This is a genomic window from Hymenobacter fastidiosus (assembly GCF_039539565.1).
Taxonomy (GTDB): domain Bacteria; phylum Bacteroidota; class Bacteroidia; order Cytophagales; family Hymenobacteraceae; genus Hymenobacter; species Hymenobacter fastidiosus.
Window position 1 is genome coordinate 48,755 of sequence record NZ_BAABDJ010000007.1, and the last position, 19,880, is coordinate 68,634.

The 19,880-nt window shown below is 59.0% G+C and carries 15 protein-coding genes and 1 tRNA gene; 3 read left to right on the forward strand and 13 right to left on the reverse strand.

The window, feature by feature from the left end:
* Positions 1-20 precede the first annotated feature (20 nt).
* The 5 genes from ABD833_RS05150 to ABD833_RS05170 form a co-directional block, all read right to left on the reverse strand.
* Positions 21-662 (reverse strand): hypothetical protein, encoded by a 642-nt coding sequence (locus ABD833_RS05150; RefSeq protein ID WP_345071427.1) that lies wholly within the window; start codon positions 660-662, stop codon positions 21-23.
* Between the two features lie 215 nt (positions 663-877).
* On the reverse strand, positions 878-2,092 hold the full coding sequence (locus ABD833_RS05155) for a VapE domain-containing protein (protein ID WP_345071428.1): 1,215 nt from the start codon (positions 2,090-2,092) through the stop codon (positions 878-880).
* A gap of 284 nt (positions 2,093-2,376) precedes the next feature.
* Positions 2,377-2,691 carry a helix-turn-helix domain-containing protein gene (locus tag ABD833_RS05160; protein ID WP_345071429.1) on the reverse strand — a complete coding sequence of 105 codons (315 nt, stop codon included), beginning with the start codon at positions 2,689-2,691 and terminating at the stop codon, positions 2,377-2,379.
* A gap of 122 nt (positions 2,692-2,813) precedes the next feature.
* Positions 2,814-3,623 carry a hypothetical protein gene (locus ABD833_RS05165; RefSeq protein ID WP_345071430.1) on the reverse strand — a complete coding sequence of 270 codons (810 nt, stop codon included), beginning with the start codon at positions 3,621-3,623 and terminating at the stop codon, positions 2,814-2,816.
* 162 nt (positions 3,624-3,785) lie between these two features.
* Positions 3,786-3,861 (reverse strand) — tRNA-Lys (locus ABD833_RS05170).
* A 236-nt stretch (positions 3,862-4,097) separates the two neighbouring features.
* On the opposite strand from ABD833_RS05170, the gene ABD833_RS05175 reads away from it, so the two are divergent.
* The gene (locus ABD833_RS05175) at positions 4,098-5,126 is read left to right on the forward strand and encodes a quinone-dependent dihydroorotate dehydrogenase (RefSeq protein ID WP_345071431.1); all 1,029 of its coding nucleotides are present in this window, start codon (positions 4,098-4,100) and stop codon (positions 5,124-5,126) included.
* Positions 5,127-5,193: 67 nt separating this feature from the next.
* On the opposite strand, the gene ABD833_RS05180 is transcribed toward ABD833_RS05175, so the two are convergent.
* The gene (locus ABD833_RS05180; RefSeq protein ID WP_345071432.1) at positions 5,194-5,901 is read right to left on the reverse strand and encodes a DUF2306 domain-containing protein; all 708 of its coding nucleotides are present in this window, start codon (positions 5,899-5,901) and stop codon (positions 5,194-5,196) included.
* A 163-nt stretch (positions 5,902-6,064) separates the two neighbouring features.
* The gene (locus tag ABD833_RS05185) at positions 6,065-7,189 is read right to left on the reverse strand and encodes an acyloxyacyl hydrolase (RefSeq protein WP_345071433.1); all 1,125 of its coding nucleotides are present in this window, start codon (positions 7,187-7,189) and stop codon (positions 6,065-6,067) included.
* A 273-nt stretch (positions 7,190-7,462) separates the two neighbouring features.
* Here ABD833_RS05185 and ABD833_RS05190 point away from each other — a divergent pair, with 273 nt between their 5' ends.
* Positions 7,463-8,209, forward strand: a complete 747-nt coding sequence (locus tag ABD833_RS05190; protein ID WP_345071434.1) for a porin family protein — start codon at positions 7,463-7,465, stop codon at positions 8,207-8,209.
* Positions 8,210-8,368: 159 nt separating this feature from the next.
* Entirely contained in the window at positions 8,369-9,067 is a 699-nt protein-coding gene (locus tag ABD833_RS05195; RefSeq protein WP_345071436.1) for a porin family protein, read from the forward strand.
* A 336-nt stretch (positions 9,068-9,403) separates the two neighbouring features.
* Here ABD833_RS05195 and ABD833_RS05200 read toward each other — a convergent pair whose 3' ends face one another.
* From ABD833_RS05200 to ABD833_RS05225, 6 genes are all read right to left on the reverse strand, one after another.
* Positions 9,404-10,498 (reverse strand): aldose epimerase family protein, encoded by a 1,095-nt coding sequence (locus ABD833_RS05200; protein WP_345071437.1) that lies wholly within the window; start codon positions 10,496-10,498, stop codon positions 9,404-9,406.
* A gap of 251 nt (positions 10,499-10,749) precedes the next feature.
* Positions 10,750-11,049 (reverse strand): hypothetical protein, encoded by a 300-nt coding sequence (locus ABD833_RS05205; protein ID WP_345071438.1) that lies wholly within the window; start codon positions 11,047-11,049, stop codon positions 10,750-10,752.
* A gap of 103 nt (positions 11,050-11,152) precedes the next feature.
* A complete protein-coding gene (locus tag ABD833_RS05210; protein ID WP_345071440.1) occupies positions 11,153-12,517 on the reverse strand; it encodes a dipeptidase in 1,365 nt (454 codons plus the stop codon).
* 83 nt (positions 12,518-12,600) lie between these two features.
* Entirely contained in the window at positions 12,601-13,032 is a 432-nt protein-coding gene (locus tag ABD833_RS05215) for an STAS/SEC14 domain-containing protein (protein ID WP_345071441.1), read from the reverse strand.
* Positions 13,033-13,696: 664 nt separating this feature from the next.
* Positions 13,697-14,335 carry a glycerol-3-phosphate 1-O-acyltransferase PlsY gene (gene plsY / locus ABD833_RS05220; RefSeq protein WP_345071442.1) on the reverse strand — a complete coding sequence of 213 codons (639 nt, stop codon included), beginning with the start codon at positions 14,333-14,335 and terminating at the stop codon, positions 13,697-13,699.
* A gap of 139 nt (positions 14,336-14,474) precedes the next feature.
* A complete protein-coding gene (locus ABD833_RS05225; RefSeq protein WP_345071443.1) occupies positions 14,475-19,871 on the reverse strand; it encodes a hypothetical protein in 5,397 nt (1,798 codons plus the stop codon).
* Between the last annotated feature and the right edge of the window lie 9 nt (positions 19,872-19,880).

Genomic DNA, 19,880 nt, shown 5'->3' on the forward strand with positions numbered 1-19,880 from the left:
TCAAATATCAGAGTCTAATTTTAGACCAACAAATGCTCTCTTAATCTCGCCAATCGTTTGGAAGACAACTCGAAGCATATGATTTCCTCATTGCTAAACCACAAAGAAGCCTGTTTAATCGGTTCATCCAACAAACTCTGGAATTTGTCACGCAACCAATACAAGTCCTGCAGCCTTTCGTGAACTTGATTCGGTGGTTGGTGTAACGCGGGATGAGCCCGGTATTTTTCACTAACCTCATCAAACGCGTCAATCCATGTTTTCAGGTCGTCCTCGTCCTGTTCTGCACCGTTCGCTTTCAGGCATTTGACGATCAATGTGCTATATAGCTTGTGTAAGGCCTTGGCCGTTTCTGCTCGTTCTTCTGCTGCTTCCTCCTCTTCTTGACGGATGAGCCAGTTTTCATCTGGCTCGTAAGCATTCCGCTCAGAGGCATCTTCCAGCAAAGGGGTTCGCCGAGAGATCAAGGAGGAGGCTGATTTGGTATTCGAAACACGCGCCGCTCGGGCGGGTATCGTCAGTGGGGCTATTAGCGCTATACGGCCCGCAGCTTCCCGATTATCATAGTGATACTGATTCTTGTGTGTTTCCGAACAAAACTTCTTGTTGGCACGGCCTGTAAAGGCTTCGCCACATTGCAGACAAACATTTGATGAGGACATGGGTGGGGTGGAAAAGAGTGGAAAACGATTAAAATCCGTGGAATGGGCATGGGAGCGCTGAAACACGGTTTCGACTTTTTGTTTAGTGAAGCAAACCGTTGGGCTTTTGCGCGGAAATGAGTGTGCCACTCGTGCCAGCAGCTACTGGCCTCGAAAAACGGCACGAGTGGCACGCCCGGTTTCTGGCCAAACCAGCACCGGTAGGCACCTAACGGTTAGCGCCAGTGCACCCCGTAGTAGCGGGGTCGGGCCGCCCCAGTCTCCGTGCTTCTGGGCTGCGTAATGATGAATTGTTGCTGCTTAAGGGCCGCCCCCAGTTTGCTGTCCGCCAACATCGGCAAGCCGCTGCGCCGCTGTAATTCACTCTTCAACTCGGCTAGAGTACATGGCGTGGTTCCTGGCGTCAAGTACTTCGCCACCACATCATACTCTACTGTTGTGTGTCGAAAAGCGTCATTGCGGACGTTTAGGGCTTCTGTTTCAGCGGCATCGAACCAGTACCTGTACCCTTGCCGAAACAGGGCGTACGCTTCCGCCCACACATGGTCCATCGAAATGCCCTGGGCCGCACCGATGTCAATCTGCTGGGCATGAACTGGCAGAAAACGGCGCGACCCTGTGGCATCGGTTAAGAAGCCGCCTTCATTGACACTGGCCATGAACGAGGCTCGCCTGGGTAAGTGCGTGAACAGCGGAGCATAGGGGCGCCGTATTTTGACAGCGGGCAACGTAATAAGCGTTTTCAGTGCGTCGCTGCTCCGCCCGGTAAGCAGGGCGAGTTGGTCATCGATATTGAGCAACAGGTTTTCTGCCAGTAGGCTGAGTGTATCTTTATTATCCGGGTCAATCTTGCCGGTGAATAGATACTGTGCGGCAAGGCTAGGCGGACAAAGCAGATTAAGCCAGGTCGTTTTGTAAAGCCCCTGTCCACCTATTAGGACCAGGCATGTGTGGTTTTGGCACCCATCGAGTAGCAATACGTTGGCCACACAAGCCACGATCCACTTGGTCAGGAACCGCTCCCATTCTACGGGATCTTCGACCAGCACCGTAGCGGCCAAAGCCGCGATGGTACTCACACCTGTTGTAGCTGGTAAAGTGGCGAAATAAGCGTTTAGAGGATCGACCCGCGGTACGAAGTCAGATTGCAGCAGGCGCAACAGCCGATCAGCTCCAATAGTGTGCCCCGCATGCTCCAATTCGCGGACTAGGCTATTGAGATCATACGGTTCAAGCACCCCAAATGCAACGGTGCCATCGACCCTCCCCCACTCTACCACGTCCTTGACTACATTGTAGCGAAAACAATAGGTGCCGGCGAGGTGCTCTTCGATTGCCCGCAGCTTTTGACGGCTCCGGGGCACCGTCTCTGCCCCTTCAGGAACAGAAGCGGGGATGGGCTTCTTAGTGTTGCCCATGGCTCGGATCATCTTCGATGATAAAACGCATGCTACTGGAAGCATTATCTCCTCGTCCCGGTAGCCTGACAATGATGATTGCCGAGCCCATCCGGGAATCCTGCTTCGCCTCATGTCGCAATTGCACGATTGCGTTCCAGAGTTGCATTAACACGCAATACCCCGGCACCGCACCGATCAAACAACAAAGGATATGCTTGGTCCGCTTAAAGAGCGTTGAGGTAACTGGCTTGACGCGCTCAGCATCAAGCAAGCTTAACAGAATACTTTCTGCTTCCTCTTTGAAAGGCAAGCCACTATGCACGTGGGCCCCCTTTCTGCATTTTGGATTGCAAATAGGCATCCAGCTGTTCGCGGTGATATAACACCCGGTTATCAGAGCACTGAATGGAGCTGACCAATCCTTCGCGGCGGAGCTTATTTAGGGTCGGCTTGGTCAGGTGCAGGTACTCCAAGGCCTGCTTAGTAGTGAAGTACTCTGGTGCCTGCTGACGTGCAGCACCTTGCCGCAAGGCATCCATCAATGGTTTCAACTGTTCAGCAACTGCGGTGCCGACCAATTCCAGGCATTGCTCCTGGGTAAGCGTGACGAGATGGGTGGTATTTGCCATTCCTTCTGGGGTTAGGTGAAACGATGCCCAAAGGAGGTAAAAAGGGGTAGCGAGGAGACTCCGTGGAGAGTCTCCATATTTTTTCAGTTTTTCATATCCATCTCATTATCAGCGAATATAATTTACTCACTCTTACTCTCTTTGGCCTGTAAGGCTGCCCATAGCTTTGCAACTTCCTTTCCAAAGGGAGATTCTAAAACACCTGTGTTTTCACAGTACCGATGTAGTTCCTGAACCACCAATAGCGCTCGAATATCATATTCACTATTTCGGTCTAGGGAGCGAAGTATATCCTCTGTTTTCCGGACATTGAAACCGATAAGGCCGGCTATAAAAGCCCCTTTCTTATTGGTATCAGTATCTTTTAAGTGGTCAAACACCCCAAAAATTGAGAGGGCCAGCATACTGGCTTTGTGGGACAGCCGCAACTTCTTCGAAGGATCAGCGCCAGCTTTTATTTCCTCAATACTGGTCTGTGCATCTTTCTTAATCTCCAGCCAGGCATAGGTGGCTTCAAAGTTTCTTTCTCTGGTCTCTAGCACAAGATAATCGAATGGAGTAAGACGAGATAAATCCGTCTCGATCAATCCACGCACATATTCAATGAATCCAGCAGGAGAGGCAGCTTGCTGAAAGTGCCAGTTCAATAAGGGTGCGACTTGCGCCATGCTCGCGTTCACCAATTGGTCTAAGAGAGCCTTCTCGTAGTGACGTGTAGTAGCACGTTCTAGGCTGAATCCTTTTGGCGACTTTTCAGGAATTACTAAGTAGTACGCATGCAAAGCGAATGGCTGCATTAAAGGGTCATTTCGCAAAGCCGGCTGCTCAGTTTGGGTAGCCATGGCTTCAGTCATAAGCCAAATTTGAGCCGTCCACTCAATCGTCAAGTGAGGATGTGGAGCCTCAGGAGCAGGGATAAAAGAATCTTTCATTGTTCTGGGGCAGCTTTACAGATGAAATGCCAAGATACTTTGTCGGCCTTTACCCGCACTTACACGCAGCAGTTATTAATAGCGTACTCAGCTCCGCTGCCCATACCCACTCACATACCCACTAAAGAAAAAACCCTCACCGCAGATTGCAATGAGGGTTTTTGGTGATCCCGCTGGGATTCGAACCCAGGACCCGTACATTAAAAGTGTACTGCTCTACCAGCTGAGCTACAGAATCGGTTCCCGGATGGCGAAGCAGAGTTTCGCTTTGTGGGGGTGCAAAAGTGCTAGTCCTGCCGCTGACATCCAAACTTTTCGCGGCTTATCTGTGGCCCGGCCTAGCCGCCAATACCGTATCTGTTTTAGCATCATCTACATACCTACCTAAAAAAAGTCGGCATACTATTCGTTGCCGCCGCACTATCTTAAGCGAATAAGTAGGAGCTTTGCATCCCCTACCCACTGCGGTCTGCTATGTATAAAGCCCTGCTGAAACCCCTGCTTTTTCAACTGGACGCCGAGCAGGCCCATCATTTCGTGTTCGACAACCTGAAGCGCAGCTTCCGCCTGCCCGGCACGGCGGCTCTGATGCGGCAGTTGTATGATTTTGAGCACCCGAGTCTGGAGCGGGAAGTATTCGGGCTCAAATTCCGTAACCCCGTGGGTCTGGCGGCGGGCTTCGATAAGAACGCCGAGCTGACGGATGAGCTGGCGGCCCTGGGTTTCGGCTTCGTGGAAATCGGGACGGTGACGCCGCGGGCCCAGCCGGGCAATCCGGCTCCGCGCCTGTTTCGGCTGAAAGAAGATGAGGCACTCATCAACCGCATGGGCTTCAACAACGATGGGGCTGCCGCCGTCGCCCAACGACTGCGGCAGCGCCGCTCCGGCATCATCATCGGGGGCAACATCGGCAAGAATAAGGATACGCCCAACGAGCAGGCCGCCGCCGATTACGTGGCCGGCTTTGAGGCCCTGTTCGAGGTGGTAGACTATTTCGTGGTCAACGTCAGCTCGCCGAATACGCCCAACCTGCGCGACCTGCAGGAAAAGAAGCCCCTGATTGCCCTGCTCCAGCAGGTTCAGGAGCGCAACCAGGCGCGACCCAACCCCAAGCCGCTGCTGCTCAAGATAGCTCCCGACCTCACCAACGGGCAGCTCGACGACATCCTGCTCATCGCCCGCGAAACCCGGCTCAGCGGCCTCGTAGCCACCAACACTACTATCAGCCGCGCCGACCTGAACACGCCGGCCAGCACCGTCGCCGGCATCGGCGCGGGGGGGCTCAGTGGGCGGCCGTTGCGGCAGCGGGCCACCGAGGTGATCCGCTACCTGCACCAGCACACCGCAGGCAGCCTGCCGATTATCGGGGTGGGCGGCATTGCTTCGGCCGCCGATGCCCGGGAAAAGCTGGCCGCCGGCGCCGCGCTGATTCAGCTGTACACCGGCTTCATCTACGAAGGCCCGGCCCTGGTCAAGCACATCAACCAGGCGCTGGTGCGGTAGTGAGAGCGGCAGTAATCAGCAAACGCCGCTGACAGTACCATACAAGCTCCGGCCTGGCGTTGCGCTCCTAGGTCCTGACTCCGCTAGCTTCCGGCTGGATACGCACTTCTACCACCTCGGCGGGACGGTGGCCCCGGGCGAAGCGGGCCTGGTAGCGGCGCTGCACCCAGATCATACCCGGGACGATCAGCAGCGTAGGCCACAAAAAGTTGAGCGGGAAGGGAATGAAGGTGAGGCTGGTGGCCGAAAACGCCGACACCGCCGCAATGTAGGAGCCCACGAAGCCCGAGATGTGGTTCATCAGCCATTGCCCGGCCGGCCAGGGTCCGGTGCGCAGAAAGCCCCGGATCTGCCGCGTAGTCGTCATCAGACCAATAGCGCCGAAGACCACCGGCACCGGGTTGCGGCTGAAATGCAGCAGGCCGTACGCCACCGTACCGGCAAACACGAGGGTACCCAGGCCCACGCCCAGCCAGTCGGCCACGGCAGGGCGGGCCTCGCCGCGGCCCAGCTGCTTATGGTAGAGGGAGCGGTAGCCGAACCACGCCAGATACAGGCTAAAAATGCCCGTGAGCAGCAGAAACGTGAGGCCCTGATAAGCAGCTGAAACAATAGCCGTGGTCCCGGCGACCATCATCGCCCAGAAGAAAACCCGTCCCCAAAGCCGGTGAGCCGGGCCGCCCTTGCGCACGTACAGGGCCACCGGAGCCACAAAAAAACCAAGGAAGCCGGCCCCGATATGCACCCAGCGGTTAACGAGCAGAAACGTTTCCATCGGTGAAGTGGTGAGTGGTGAGTGGTGAGTGGTGAAATAAGCTGAACGCCGCTCACCATCCCATTTTATCTTGCTCAACCGTCAGATCAGAGGGCCGAACCGCGCCCTGCTCTCGCCCAGGTAATCACGAAGGAAAAACTCACCCCCTCACCATCTCACCGCCTCACAGCGTCGTGCCGATTTTCAGCTCCACTACGTCGGCCGCGCCGCGGTGAATCTTCAGGTCGGCGGCTCCCCAGAAACGGTCCGTAACGTGGTACTTCAGGCTCAGGCGCTCGTAGTAGAACTTGTTGGATTTGTAGGGATTGTAGACGTAGAAGCCCAGGTGCGACCCGAATGCCAGCCGGCCGAACAGCAGCTCGTGCCCGAAGAACAGACCCGCCTTTTTCACGTCGGGCTGGTAGCGGCCGGCGCGGGTAGTATCCTGCAGCTGGGCGGCCAGACTCCGGTCGTAGAAGCCTTCTAACCCCAGCACCAGGTTGCTTTTGCGGTTTATGCGGCGGCCGGCCATGATCGACACCGAGTTGACGAGGTACTTGCGGCGGTCCGATTCGTTGCGCTGCTTCCAGCCCATACTGGCGCTCAGATCCAGAAAGGCGGTACCCACCGTGGTGGGGACGGTAGCAACCGCCGGCGCCAGCGGCCGGAAAGGCCGTTGCTGATGGTAGTTTACGCCGACCAGCAGCGTGGGCAGGTTGATGCCGAAGTTGGGTTTGGTAGTGGCCCCGTTGGAATAATGATTGAGCCCCAGCCCCAGCAGGAGTCCCCAGTGTTCGGCCACGGCCACGTCGTACTCCAGCCGGCCCTGAAGCATGGCGTTGAGCCGGGAGCTGACGATGGTATTCTTGTGGTTGGTAGCAAGGTTGAAGCGCACCGGAAACAAGCCGATACCGGTACCGATCCGGAAGTTCAGCTCGTGCCGGGCCGTGCGCACAATGCTTTTGCTGAGGTAAATACTGCTGGCATACGAGCGCCCCAGCACCGGATTACGATAGTCGTAATACACGAAGTTGACCCCAACTTTAGGGTACTTATACCACGCGTGCCACGGCTCCGAGCCGTTGGTCTGGCGCTGGACGTTCAGCTCCAGGCCCGCGGGGTGCGATACGGCCAGGTGCCTCACGGCCGGCGTGTGCGCAATGATAAAGCTGCCCTGCGCGTAGGCCCCAAAAACCAGCGGCCCCTTGGCTGACGCTGGCATGGCTTGCTGGGCGCAGAGCGGCAGGCTGGCCAAACCAAGCAGACCGGACAGCAACAGACGAAGGCAGCGAACAGCAATGGGAAGCATAAGGCAGAGAAGCAGCGTCCCAAAAGTAGTGAAACCCACCGTAGGCCCCAGTAACCGGGACCAGCGAAGACGCCGGGATAAGCGACTGGCTGTGTAGTAATTCGCAGGCAGTACGCAGGCTACCAATTGATTAATTCCGGGGAAAATCTGCAGCCCAACGTAACCCTGGCGGCCTGCTTTACGCTAAGAGTGCCATAAACCAGCCTGCGCGTTGTTTCGGACGGAAGATAGCTGACCACCCCACCCCCATTTCACACTTAGACTCCACTTGCCATGAAAAAGCTCGTAATACTCACCTGTGCCCTGGCTGCGGCCGGCATCAGCACCGTTAATGCTCAGGATGCCGGCGGTTTTCGCCTCGGCGTGAAAGCGGGTGCCACCTACTCCAACATCTCCGGCGACAACGTCGGTCAGATCACTGGCAATGGCTATTCCGGTGATTTCGGCGACTACAAGACGGGCTACAATGCCGGTATCTCGGCTACGCTGCCCATCAGCAGCGACGGGTTCTTCTCCTTCTCGCCGGAGCTGCTCTACAACCGCAAGGGCTACGAGATTTCCTCTACCCAGACCAACCCCGGAGCTGGTATTGCCAAGCTGGAAATTGAGCAGCAGCGGGTGCTCCACTACCTCGACGTGCCCCTGCTGGCTAAAATCAATGCCGGGGGCCTGTTCTTCGAGCTGGGTCCGCAGGTGAGCTACCTGTTCGGATCTAAGGTGAAGCAGCAGACTACTACCAAATACACCAACGGCGACAAAGACAAGGTCGAAGACAACTCCGGCTTCCGCGACTATACCGGCGTTACGCGCGATGCCGCCGACAAGTCTGACCTTTCTCAGTTTGACATCAGCGGTCTGGCCGGCCTGGGTTACATGACCGATGGCGGCCTGAGCATTGGCCTGCGCTACGCCCGGGGCTTCAACTCCCTGATCGACAGCAAGGACATCGACAACGAGCCTAAAGCGTTCAACAATGCCTACACGCTGCAATTGGGATACCTGCTGCCCCTGGGCAAATAGATTTTGCTAACTCTTTGAAAATGTGGCTCCCGGATCGGGAGCCACATTTTTTTTGTTCGGCTGGAGCCAGGTTGGCCTGAAAATGGCGTTTGGAGGCCACTACTACCCGACTTGCCGGCTCCGGCTCCGGGCATTTTCCGTCACCCTTTCTTCTGCAACATGAAAAAGACCTCCTTCCTCCTGGCCTCGATTCTCTCCGTAGCCGCGCTGTTTTCGTCGGCGGCCCGCGCTCAGGGCGTGCGGCTGGGGTTACGCGCCGGAGCCAACTACTCCAACCTGGGCGGCGACCTGCAAAACGAGGCTACCTACAACAACAAAATCGGCTTCCTGGGTGGGGTGATGCTGAATGCCGACCTCAGCGGCGACGGGTTCCTGTCGGTACAGCCCGAGATTCTGTTCTCGCAGAAAGGCTTCGCAAACAAGCCCACCGAGTACCGGAACATCCTCGGGACTACCCAGAAGCGCGAAGGCAAGGTCAACTACAACTACCTCGACGTGCCGGTGCTGCTCAAGGTCAACGCCGGCGGCCTGGTGCTGGAAGCCGGCCCGCAGTACTCCTACCTGCTGAACGTGAAAGATGAGACGACGGTGACCACTACCTCCGGCCTGAGCGGGAACACCAGCACCTCCACCGCCCGGAACCAGAAGGACCTGAGTCGGCTCAACCGCAACGAGCTGGGCTACGTAGCCGGCATCGGCTACCAGGCCGACAACGGGGTGAGCCTGAACCTGCGCTACACCGGCGCCTTCAGCGACTTCGTGAAAAGCGACGATGGCTCCTACTTCGACGGCGACCTGAAAAATGCCCGCAACTCCGCCTTTCAGCTGTCGTTGGGGTATCTGATTCCGAGCAACTAAGCAGCCCCGGCAGTTTAGCCCACAGATCAGCAAACCGTGAACACCGTAACGCGAAGTTGTACTTCGCGACGCCCGGCCCGGGTTGGCTGCGGCCGTCCGCAACGACCAGCCAAGGAAAACTTCGCGTTACCCGAAGGCGGTACCCTGACCCGAAAACGGCCCCAGATGATTGGCGGCTGGCAGCCAATTCCCGACATGCCAAGACAACGGGCCGCATCCTCTGGCAGGATGAGGCCCGTTGTCTTTACCTGAGCTTCCACCAGCAGTGCATGAAGTGGAATGGAAAGTCAGGGCGGCGGCGGCGCTGGCAGCACGCCAGCTCAGGGCTTCGCCATCCTATAACTGCACCTCTTGGCGCACCCCAAACTGGTAAGACGTGGTAGACTGTAGCGTCTGGCCCGGCTTGAGAATGGTGGTCGGGAACCTGGACTGGTTGGGCGAGTCGGGGAAGTGCTGGGTTTCCAGGCAGAAGCCCGCGTGCCTGCCGTACCTGGTGCCGCCCTTACCCGTCAGGGTGCCATCGAGGAAGTTGCCGGTGTAGAACTGCAGGCCGGGCTCGGTCGTCATCACCGCCATGGTGCGGCCCGACGTCGGCTCATACACGGTGGCCGCGGCATGCATCCCGCTGGTCTGGTTCAGTACCCAGTTATGGTCGTAGCCGCCGGGCACCTGCCCGATCTGCTCCCCGATGGTACGGGCCGTAAGGAAGTCAAACGGGGTGCCTTTCACGGGGCGCAGTTCTCCGGTCGGAATCAGGCCGGCATCCACCACGTTGTAGCGGTCAGCCGGAATGGCCACCTCGTGGCCCAGCACGTCGGCGCCGCCGCTGAGGTTGAAGTAGGCGTGGTTGGTCAGGTTGACGGGCGTGGCCTTATCGGTGGTGGCGGAGTAGTCCATCTTCAGCGCGTCGTCGTTGGTCAGGGTGTACACTACCGTCACGCTGAGGTTGCCGGGGTAGCCCTCTTCGCCGTCCTTACTCAGGTAGGTCAGCTTCAGCGTCTGGCCGGCGGCCGAGGTGCCGGGTTCCGCCTGCCATATCACCTGGTCGTAGCCCTTGGTGCCGCCGTGCAGGGTGTTGGGCCCGTTGTTGGTGGCCAGGGTGTAGTCTGTGCCATCCAGCGTGAATTTGCCCCCCCGGATGCGGTTGCCATAGCGCCCGATTAAAGCACCGAAGTAGGGGTTGGACTTGCGGAACTCGGGGCTCTGGTAGCCGCTCACGTTGTCGAAGCCCAGCACGACGTCGCCCAGCTTACCGGCCTTGTCCGGCACTTGCAGGCTGGTCACGGTACCGCCGAAAGTGGTGATGCTCACTTTCAGGCCGTGGGCGTTGGTGAGGGTGTAGAGCTGTACTGCGGTGCCGTCGGTGGTAATGCCGAAGGCGGCGGCAGCCGGAGCCGCGGGAGCCCCGGCAGTTTGGGTGGAGTCAGTCATGGTTGGAGTGGTGGTAGCCGTCTGCTCCGGGGCGGACGACTGGTTGCAGCCAGCAAGGGTGAGTAAACCGGCCAATCCAACTACGCTCCTGGTCAGCAATCGGGTACGGGAGGAATTTATTATGAACGAGGGCCGGGGGAATTCAGGCGGGAGATGGAAATCAGGTCGGAACCGGCAGTGGGCCGGCCGGAGGCGCCGAAAGCTGATTACAGAAGCTGTAGCACAGCTAAAAATCAGCCTTTGCTGGTGGTCTACTTCAGGGTGATGTTGTAATTATCACTGACAAGTTTACTCCGGGCGGTAGGCATCGTCCGGCTTTTGCCAAAGGAGCAGGACTTGCGCACGAGCACGCGGCAACGCTGGCGCAGGGAACAATTGCTTGCTTCAGCGATGCTGGTATTGCCGCTGCCCTTGGGCCGGGGCTGGTGGTCACACGCCGGCAAGACCTTCGCGTAGGCTTCCTGCAGGTCGGTGTGGTAGCGATGGCGGTAGCGTCGAGGCCGTACTGCCCACCAGCGCCGGGCCGGGGCCGCCCCCCGGCACCCCGGCACGCCAGGCAACAAGCGGCCTGGCCCCCGGCTTGGGGAAGTCGGATCTGCCAACAAAAAAACCCCCGCTGGTGCGGAGGCTTTTTTGTTGACTGCCAATGGCAAACTATGCCTTCATGGCTGCCGCGTAGTTGCGGTAGAAATGCGGGATGGTTTCGATGCCTTTCATGAAGTTGAACACGCCGAAGTGCTCATTGGGCGAGTGAATGGCATCCGAGTCGAGCCCGAAACCAAGCAACACGGTATCCAGTCCCAGCTCACTTTTGAACATGGCTACGATAGGGATAGAGCCCCCGCCGCGGGTGGGAATCGGGCGCGTCCCAAAAGTAGTTTCCATGGCATCGGCCGCGGCTTTGTAGGCCACCGAGTCGGTGGGCGTCACCACCGGCTCGCCCCCGTGGTGGGGCGTTACCTTCACCGTAACGCCGCTGGGCGCAATGCTGATGAAATGCTGCCGGAACAAAGCCGTGATTTCGTCGGCGGTCTGGTGGGGCACCAGGCGCATCGAGATTTTGGCGTAGGCCTTGGAGGCAATAACGGTTTTGGCTCCCTCGCCGGTGTAGCCGCCCCAGATGCCGTTCACGTCGAGCGTGGGGCGGATGCTGGTGCGCTCCATCGAGCTGTAGCCTTTTTCGCCGTAGATGTCGGTGAGGCCGATGCTCTGCTTGAACTCGTCGTCGGAGTGCGGGGCTTTGGCCATCTCGGCCCGGTCTTCGGCACTCAGCTCCGCTACGTTGTCGTAGAAGGCGGGGATGGTGATGTGGTTGTTCTCGTCGTGCAGGGAGGCAATCATCTGGCAGAGCACGTTGATGGGGTTGGCTACCGCGCCGCCGTAAAGGCCGGAGTGCAGGTCGCGGTTCGGGCCCGTTACCTCCACCTCGTGGTACGAGAGGCCACGCAGACCGACCTCGATGCTGGGCACGTCGTTGGCCAGAATGCCGGTATCGGAAATCAGAATCACGTCGGCCTTCAGCTTTTCCTTGTTGGCCTTCACGAAGATGCCCAGGTTGCTGGAACCCACTTCTTCCTCGCCCTCAAACATGAACTTCACGTTGCAGGGCATGCCACCGTCCTGCATCAGCACCTCGAAGGCCTTCACGTGCATGTATACCTGGCCTTTGTCGTCGCAGGCCCCGCGGGCGTAGATCTTGCCGTCTTTGACCACGGGCTCGAAAGGCGGCGAGGTCCACAGCTCGTAGGGGTCGGCGGGCTGCACGTCGTAGTGGCCATACACGAGCACCGTGGGCAGGCTGGGGTCGATGAGCTTGTCGCCGTACACGATGGGGTTGCCGGCGGTCTGGCAGAGCTCCACGTTCTCCACGCCCACTTCTTCGAGGCGGGCTTTGAGGTAGTCGGCGGCCTTAAGCACGTCGCCGTGGAACTTAGGATCGGCTGAGACGGAGGGAATGCGCAGCCAGTCGAGCAGCTCGCTAAGGAAACGTTCCTGGTTGCTTTCGAGGTAAGAAGTCATGCGGGCGGGGGTTGGGTTGGAATGCGAAGGTAAAAACAGGAAGAAGCCGGGAGCGGCCGGCAAAGCGGCCGGCGCAGAAAAAGCTAGCCCGCGGCTTCTGCCGCTGGGTTGCGCACGGTGCGCAGCCAGGCGGCCATGGCATCGGTTTCGTTGCTAAACACGCGGGCTTCAAAAGCCTTCAGCTGCGCATAAAAAGTAGCGGCCGAAGCATCCGCCATCGAGTCGGGAGTGGTAATCATGGCGAAGTAGCGCAGCCCGGCCGCCGCCGCATTGGGCGCCCACACATTGATAACCCAGTCCATGGAATGGTCCCAGGGGCCCAGCACTTTGCGCGTATCGTTCAGCACGCAGTGGAAGCCGGATTGGGCCAGCGCCGTAGTATAGGCATGCGCCCCGGCCTTGATGCTGTCGGCGGTGAGGTAGCCGACCCAGTCCACCGTAATCCAGCGGTTTGCGGCATCGTCCTCAATGGTGATGTAAGGGCGTCCCAGAGAGCTTTTTAGTTCTAGTTTCATTCGCAGTAGGGCAGATTCGACGCGTAAGCTATAGCAAGAAGGAGACGAATAGGGTTGGGCACTAACCGTAAGTACCCAACAAGAATTAGTTTGACCTATTTGGAACGTCATGCTGAGCTTGTCGAAGCATCTCTAACTAGTCGTTAAACGATTGGTTTAGTGTGCGGTAGAGATGCTTCGACAAGCTCAGCATGACGTGCTTTTTAATGCAAAACGATTTTCGCCACCTACTTAGCGGCAATAAAGTTACGGTACGGACCCCGCCTACCCTACTCCGCCGCCAAACAAAACGCCCCCGCCGTTATCCGGCGACCAGGCAGAAGGAACCGGCCGGCGAGCAGAACGACTGAGATCTGGAGGAAGGTGATTGGGACCCAGACCGGGTTTGGAATTTGTATACCATCCCGTCTGGATCATGCTTGAGCAAGCGCACCCTGAAAAGGCCCAAACCCTCGGCTGGCGCGGGTTTAGCACCGCGCAACGCGCCGTCGTTGCCCGGCGGTGCCGGGTGACCACTACGCTCGGAGCAGCTGGGCGGCGACTTGGTCCGCGCCGCCTGAACAGCCTCACCCGGCGCGGGATTCTCGCGGCATAGCCGCTCCGGCGGAGCGGGGCATCCGGCCCAGCCGGGCAACGGCGGGGGCAAGCCTGGAAAGCTAATCCGCTACTTCCGCCCAAACAGCGGCACCCGGCTTTCGTTGCCGGCTCGCAGCCGGCCAATATTGGCCCGGTGGGTGTAGATGAGCAGGGCCGCCAGCACGAAGCCGAAGTAGAGCAGCAGCGAGTTGTCGGGGCGAAACGCGGGCAGCAGCTGGAGCAGGGCGAAGGCCACCCCCGCCGACATAGACGCCAGCGACACGTAGCGGAACAGCCCCAGCACCACCAGAAATACGAGGATGCCGACGCCGACCGTAGCCGGGGCAATGGCCAGCATCATGCCCAGGACCGTGGCGACGCCCTTGCCCCCCCGAAACTGGGCGAAGACGGGGTAAATATGCCCCAGTACGGCCAGCACGCCGCAGGCCAGCTGGAAGTACAGCAGCTGGCCGGGCCGGATAGCGTCCTGATTCAGCATCACCGTGGCCATCATGGTGGCGGCCCAGCCCTTGAATACGTCGATGGCCATCACCACCGAGCCGGGCTTTTTACCCAGCACCCGGAAGGTGTTGGTAGCCCCCGCGTTGCCCGAGCCATGCTCCCGGATATCGAGGCCGAAGAACCGTTGCCCGACCCATAGTGCCGTGGGAATGGAACCGAGCAGGTAAGCAGCCCCGAGCAGGACCAGGATAAGCAGGATGTTCATGCGGGAAAAAGCGGAAAGGGTGAGGCGGCCAAAGATAGGAGCCTTAAGCGCGGTTGTCCGCATGCCCGAACGACAACTTAAAAAACAGCCCCGCGCCGGATACCGGGCGGGGCTGGGCAGAAATTTACCGGTGGGCCGGTCAGGAGTCGCCGAAGGGGTCGTCTTCGTTCTTTTTCTTCTTCTTCTCCGCGTCCTTGGCTTTCTTTTCCTCTTCTTTCCTGAGCTTCTCCGCTTCCTTGGCCTTGCGCTCCTCTTCCTTTTTAGCCTGGGCGGCGTCTTTGGCGGCGTCTTTCGGATCAGCCGGCGCATCAGCTACCGCGGGCGCGGCTGGTGGCACCACGGGCGCTACGTCCTTCTTTTTGCCGGGGTCGGCAGCTGGCGGGGTAGCGGCGGCATCGCCGTTGCTGAAGGGGTCGTTGGCCTCGTCTTTTTTCTTCTTTTTCCGGCCAGTCTCTTCCACCGGCGCATCAGCCGCGGGCTCAGTGGCATCGGCGGCTACTTCATCCTTGGTCTTCTTTTTCTTCTTCTTGTCCGCTTCCATAAAGTCGAAGCTGTCGCTGCTGCCACCGGTGCCGGTACCCGAGGCCACGGCCTTCTTCTTGGTGTTGTCGTTGAGGAAGTCCTTGCGGAAGTGCCGGGTGAAACTCTCCTTCTCCTGGTCGTCGCCGAGATAGAAGCCGTACTGGGTAGCCGTATTGTAGTCGCCCTTCGCTTTGAAGCCGATGATTTCGTCGAAGGCACCGTGCTGGGCCTTGGCCAGCAGCACGTTGTTGGAGTAGCGAATGTGGTACCAGGTCTGGGGCTCGGCCTCCAGGTATATTTCCACCAGGTCGCCGGTCGCCTCCTTCTTGATTTCAATGTAGCCGTCGATCAGGGCATTGATGTCTTTTTTGCCCACGCTGACCAGCCCGATTTTCCCTACTGAATACCAGGCGTTGAGTTTGGGGCTCCATTTCAGATTCACCTGGCTCAGCACCAGCGTGTGCAGAAACTTGGTCGACACCTTCTGGAGCGCCACGTAGCCGCCCTTGCGGTCGGCGTAGTTCTGCACGGCTTTGCTGCCAATAAACTCGCCCATCTTGTACATCTGCGCCTGGGAGCCTACCAAGGCCTCGGGCAGACCCTTGGAGTTAGTAGCCAGGTCCGTCCCCATCGCCTCGACTGCCTTTTCGGGCATGTTGATATCGAAGGTCATGAACGTGTCGAGCGTGTAAAGGCTACTGTCGGGCTTGGCATAGCCCAAGGCGGCGGCAGTAAGAGTATAGTCCTTGTTGGAGTTGATCAGATTGATCTTACCGCGCAGATTAATGGCCCCCGTCGAGTCGTTCAGCGTCAGCACACTGCCCTCGTAGAGGTTAGGATCGGCCAGATCGTTGCGGGTAATAGTGTAAGAGCCTTTTTTAGAATCGTAGCTCAACGTGCCATCCACCTGAAACAGGTTCATATCCGTGATGCCGGGCTTGGGGGCCACGAACAGCGGGTAGACTTTCATCGAGCCATCGGCCACAAACAAGCCCGTGAGCATGAGCGTCCCGTCACTGGACTTGGGCTCGGTAAGTCTGATGCGGACAGCCTTGGGGTCGATGCTGTCCTGGACGGCAAACCAATCGGCCGAAATGGTCGATTTGCTGAATTCCAGCCGGCTCTGCCCATCGAAGGTAAAGCCCCGCTTCCGCGAGTTCAGGTTCACGGCCCCACGGTAGGCAATACGCGGGGCCAGGTGGAACTTGTCGGCCGCCTGAATAGCGGCCACGGCGGTGGTGGCGGGAGCAAAGGGCTGGCCATCGTCCTTTTTCTTAAGTATCCCCTTGCTCACCGCTTTGCCACCCTTGCCAGGCTTCCCCCCCAGCGCGGTGGCCGAGTCGACGGCGAAGTTGCTGAACTTGATGGCGAAGGAGTCGGCCGCGGCATTTTTGTAGCTATGCAGGGCATTGCCGCTGAACGCCGTGCGCGACAGCACCTTGATTTCGCCCTTATACAGCCGGTGGTACTTGGCCAGCGAGTCCATCACGATGTCGGCGTTCTGGAAGGTGCGCATCTGGGCATTGGCCAGCACGTACACCTTGTTGCTGTCGGGAGTAATCCAGCTGTCGGCGGCCGCAATGTAGGGCACGCCGCCGGCCACGAGGCGGTAGCGGCTCAGGTCGTACTGCCCGGTGCTGGCCCGGAATTTCAGCCCCTTCTGCTCGGGTTTGGTGGAGTAGAAGTAGGAGCGCGACGAATCGGCCCCGGCGGCCACGCGCATCTGCACGATTTTCTTTTTGAAGTCCCACTTCCCGCCGCTGAGGGTAGTCTTGTAGTCGGTATACGGCAGGTCGATACTGGCCTTGCGGCCTTCCTCGCGCGAAAAGTCCGCAAACCCCTGCTTGATGTTGTACTCGAAGGACACCTCGTTGGCCGTCAGCGCGGGCTTGTTGACTTCCGCCGACTTGATACTCAACGTGGAGTTCTTACCCGAATAGCTGGTGGGCTTGAAGACGAACTGCCGGGAGCGGATAAACGACTGCGGCCCATCCATGCGCCCGTCGCCGTAGAGGCCGCCGGGCGTCAGAATAGTCGTCCCCCGGAAGTTGTAGGTGCCATCGTAGTACTTCATGGCCTGAGCCTCTTTGGCCGTACTCAGGTACATCGAGTCCTGCTTCACGGCCCATTTCATCTGGTAGCCCGGCAGCAGCGAAACTTTGGCGAAGTCGACGCCATTCAGGGGCCCCTGGCCAATAGCGGCCGTTTTACCCACCGTTACCACCGAATCGCGGTAGAAAATAAACTGGTCGCTGAGAAAGTCGCCGGTCAGGTACTTTATCGAGCCCACGCCCTGAATGCCGCGGTTGCTCATGCTCACCTTGTTGAACAGCCGGCCTTTGCCGCCGTACACCGGGAAGCCGTCCTTGGGCACGTCGTATACAAAGCCCAGCGAGCCATCGTCCTGCAGTACCAGCTTGGTCTGGAAGCTGGGCATAATGCCCCCCGACACGAACGTACCCTTGAAGCCCACGGCCGAGCGGTTCTTGTTGTTGAGGGAGTCGATGCGGAACGGCGGAATATCAAAATACACCGCCGTATCATAAGCTCCACCCAGTACTTCGGGCTTGTTGAAGAATACGTAAGCGCCGGTGCTGGCGTCGAAGGAGGGAAAAGCGCCTATTTTCTTACGGCCCGACTTATTGTTGGGCGCGTTGATGTAGAGGCGGCCGGCCGAGTTGCGGTTTTTGTTGGTCAAAGTGAAGTCCGATTCCTTGCGGGCCTTCATCACGGAGCCCTTCGAGCCCTTACCCTTCACGATAATCGAGTCGATCTTGACCAGATCGATGTAGAAGCCGTCGTAGTCGAACTTGAATTCCTTGCCTTTGAAAACAAAAGCCGAGGCCACCACGGTGCCGTTGAAGAGCACCCCGCGGTTTTTCTGAATCCGGATGATGCTGGAGTCCGGCTTCACAAACACGGTCACCGAGTCGTCGGAAAAGTTGAAGCGGTCGACGCCGCGCACGAGCAGGTCGTTGGTGTTCAGGTTGAGGGTAGCATTCTTACCGTTCGGCGACAAGGACTTGATGGCAATATGGTCGTAGTCCTTTTTGCCGCGCGAGGAGTTCACGTAGTGCTGCGACTTGGGCAGCAGCGTAATCTGCTCCGTGAGGGGGTTCCATTTCACGTAGCCGTCGCGGGCCAGCCCGGCCACGGCCGAGCGCACGTTGTCGTCCTTGAGCTTCAGGCCGGCCGCCACCTCCTGTACCGTGAAGGTTTTCACGTTGCCGTTGTTCTGGCTGTAGCCCACCACCATCTGGAGCGGGTGCAGCTTGTTGATGGACTTGATCTGCTGGTAGCGGGTGTTGGTGTAGAATTCCTTCGACTCGAAGTTGGCCGTCACCTGGTTTTTGGCCGTCAGAATAGAAAACTGGATGTTGGGCGTGCGCAGGGGCCACGTCAGCATCTCGGTCTGAATTTCCATCTGGTGGTAAGAGTCGGCGTAGGGCGTGGTTTTGTACAGACCTTCTTCGCGGGCCAGCTGCAGCACCTGCCGGGCTTTCGAGAACTTCAGCTTCACGCCGGGGTGGGTGAGCGAGTCGCTCTTGTCCTGGAAAATGGTGACGGCCGCCCGCCCCGTCGAAATCAGCGAGTCGCCGAGCACGTAAGCCCCGGACGAGGCCCGGAACTTGGGCTTGCCATCGATTTCCACGATGATGCGCGACAGGCTGCCGTCGAGCGAAGCGCTCAGTGTGCGGGCCCCGGCCAGGGAGAAGCCCCCATAGTAGCGGATGTTGTCGCCGATGTTCTTGACGCGGGCGTCGTTGGTGAGGGAGATAAAGCGGGGGTAGCCGGAGTCGGCGGCGCCGGGCTTCTTCTTCAGGCTTTTGTAGGCAAACGCGCCCTGGATTGGTATTTCCAGTACTGCCGGGTAGGTCAGCGTCACGGGCTGAGCCGTGATTTCGGCTTTGGTGAAGTCGAAGTCGAAGTTGGCGAAGTCCGCCGTTACCAGATTCTGCTTCACTGCCCACACGTATTGCCCGCCCTGCCCCACGAAGCGGCTGGTACCGGGTACCACGGCCCCGTTCACCTTGCGCACAAAGATGGAGTCGCCGGCCGTGGCCATAAACAGATCAGCATCCCGGAGCAGCAGCACGGGGCCCCGGGTCGGCGGGGCCAGGTAGGTATCGTAGGCCGAATAGGAAGGCTCGGGTTCCGGCTCGGGTTCTGCTACCGGGGCCGCCGCCTTGGTGCCGGGGGTTGTTTTGGCCGGGGCTTTCGCGGCGGGTTTTTTCCTGGGCGTACCCCAGCCATCATCGCTGCTGCCCCAGCCGCTGCTGCCACTGTCGCCCCACAAGTCGGCAGTATCCCAGCCGCTGCTCTTCTTCTTGGGGGCGGGCTTGGCTTTGGCCGGGGTAGCCGGGGTTTTGATGGCCGCCCCGGTATACACCGGCGCCGGGGCCGGCGCCGGCTTGGGCGGGGCGGGTGCCACCGGCTGCGGCAGATCCGTTTCGTTGTAGGCGAAGCTGAAGGTGCCGCCAATCACGCGCAGCCGGTTGTAGCGCGAGCTGTACAGGTATTTCGTTTCGAGAAACTGGGCCGAGGTCAGCAGGAACTTCTCGGTGTCGCGCACCGGCTCCCGCTCCAGCGTTTTGGTCACCACGGTCAGAAACTCATCCATCTGCGCATCGGTGAAGTGCTGCACCCCGGCCCCCGCCGTCACGGCGTTGAACAGCGCCTCAAAATGGGGCCGGGGCTTGAACTTGCGCAGCAGCATCTGCTGCGCCAGCAGCACCACGCGGCCCTGCTGGGTGGCGGTGAGCTTGTTGCTGGCCCAGAGCTGCTGCAGCCTGGTGCCGCTGGCCCGGGCCACGGCGTTGTTGGTGGTCGCCATCATCGACTGCACGTCGAGGATGAATTGCCCGGGCTCAGTGGCCAGCTTACCCGTGAATTTGGGCAGCGCGGGCGCGGCCGGAGCCGTAACGGGCGGCTTGGCGGGAGTTTTCTGCGCCCACGCGGAAGTACTCAGTCCTAATGCCAGCGCGCAGAGCCATCCAAAAACGATTTGCTTCATATTTTTTCC

Excerpts from the sequence above, each read along its gene's own strand:
- ABD833_RS05150 (WP_345071427.1), bottom strand. The coding sequence starts at position 662 with ATGTCCTCATCAAATGTTTGTCTGCAATGTGGCGAAGCCTTTACAGGC.
- ABD833_RS05155 (WP_345071428.1), bottom strand. The coding sequence starts at position 2,092 with ATGATCCGAGCCATGGGCAACACTAAGAAGCCCATCCCCGCTTCTGTT.
- ABD833_RS05160 (WP_345071429.1), bottom strand. The coding sequence starts at position 2,691 with ATGGCAAATACCACCCATCTCGTCACGCTTACCCAGGAGCAATGCCTG.
- ABD833_RS05165 (WP_345071430.1), bottom strand. The coding sequence starts at position 3,623 with ATGAAAGATTCTTTTATCCCTGCTCCTGAGGCTCCACATCCTCACTTG.
- ABD833_RS05175 (WP_345071431.1), top strand. The coding sequence starts at position 4,098 with ATGTATAAAGCCCTGCTGAAACCCCTGCTTTTTCAACTGGACGCCGAG.
- ABD833_RS05180 (WP_345071432.1), bottom strand. The coding sequence starts at position 5,901 with ATGGAAACGTTTCTGCTCGTTAACCGCTGGGTGCATATCGGGGCCGGC.
- ABD833_RS05185 (WP_345071433.1), bottom strand. The coding sequence starts at position 7,189 with ATGCTTCCCATTGCTGTTCGCTGCCTTCGTCTGTTGCTGTCCGGTCTG.
- ABD833_RS05190 (WP_345071434.1), top strand. The coding sequence starts at position 7,463 with ATGAAAAAGCTCGTAATACTCACCTGTGCCCTGGCTGCGGCCGGCATC.
- ABD833_RS05195 (WP_345071436.1), top strand. The coding sequence starts at position 8,369 with ATGAAAAAGACCTCCTTCCTCCTGGCCTCGATTCTCTCCGTAGCCGCG.
- ABD833_RS05200 (WP_345071437.1), bottom strand. The coding sequence starts at position 10,498 with ATGACTGACTCCACCCAAACTGCCGGGGCTCCCGCGGCTCCGGCTGCC.
- ABD833_RS05210 (WP_345071440.1), bottom strand. The coding sequence starts at position 12,517 with ATGACTTCTTACCTCGAAAGCAACCAGGAACGTTTCCTTAGCGAGCTG.
- ABD833_RS05215 (WP_345071441.1), bottom strand. The coding sequence starts at position 13,032 with ATGAAACTAGAACTAAAAAGCTCTCTGGGACGCCCTTACATCACCATT.
- plsY (WP_345071442.1), bottom strand. The coding sequence starts at position 14,335 with ATGAACATCCTGCTTATCCTGGTCCTGCTCGGGGCTGCTTACCTGCTC.
- ABD833_RS05225 (WP_345071443.1), bottom strand. The coding sequence starts at position 19,871 with ATGAAGCAAATCGTTTTTGGATGGCTCTGCGCGCTGGCATTAGGACTG.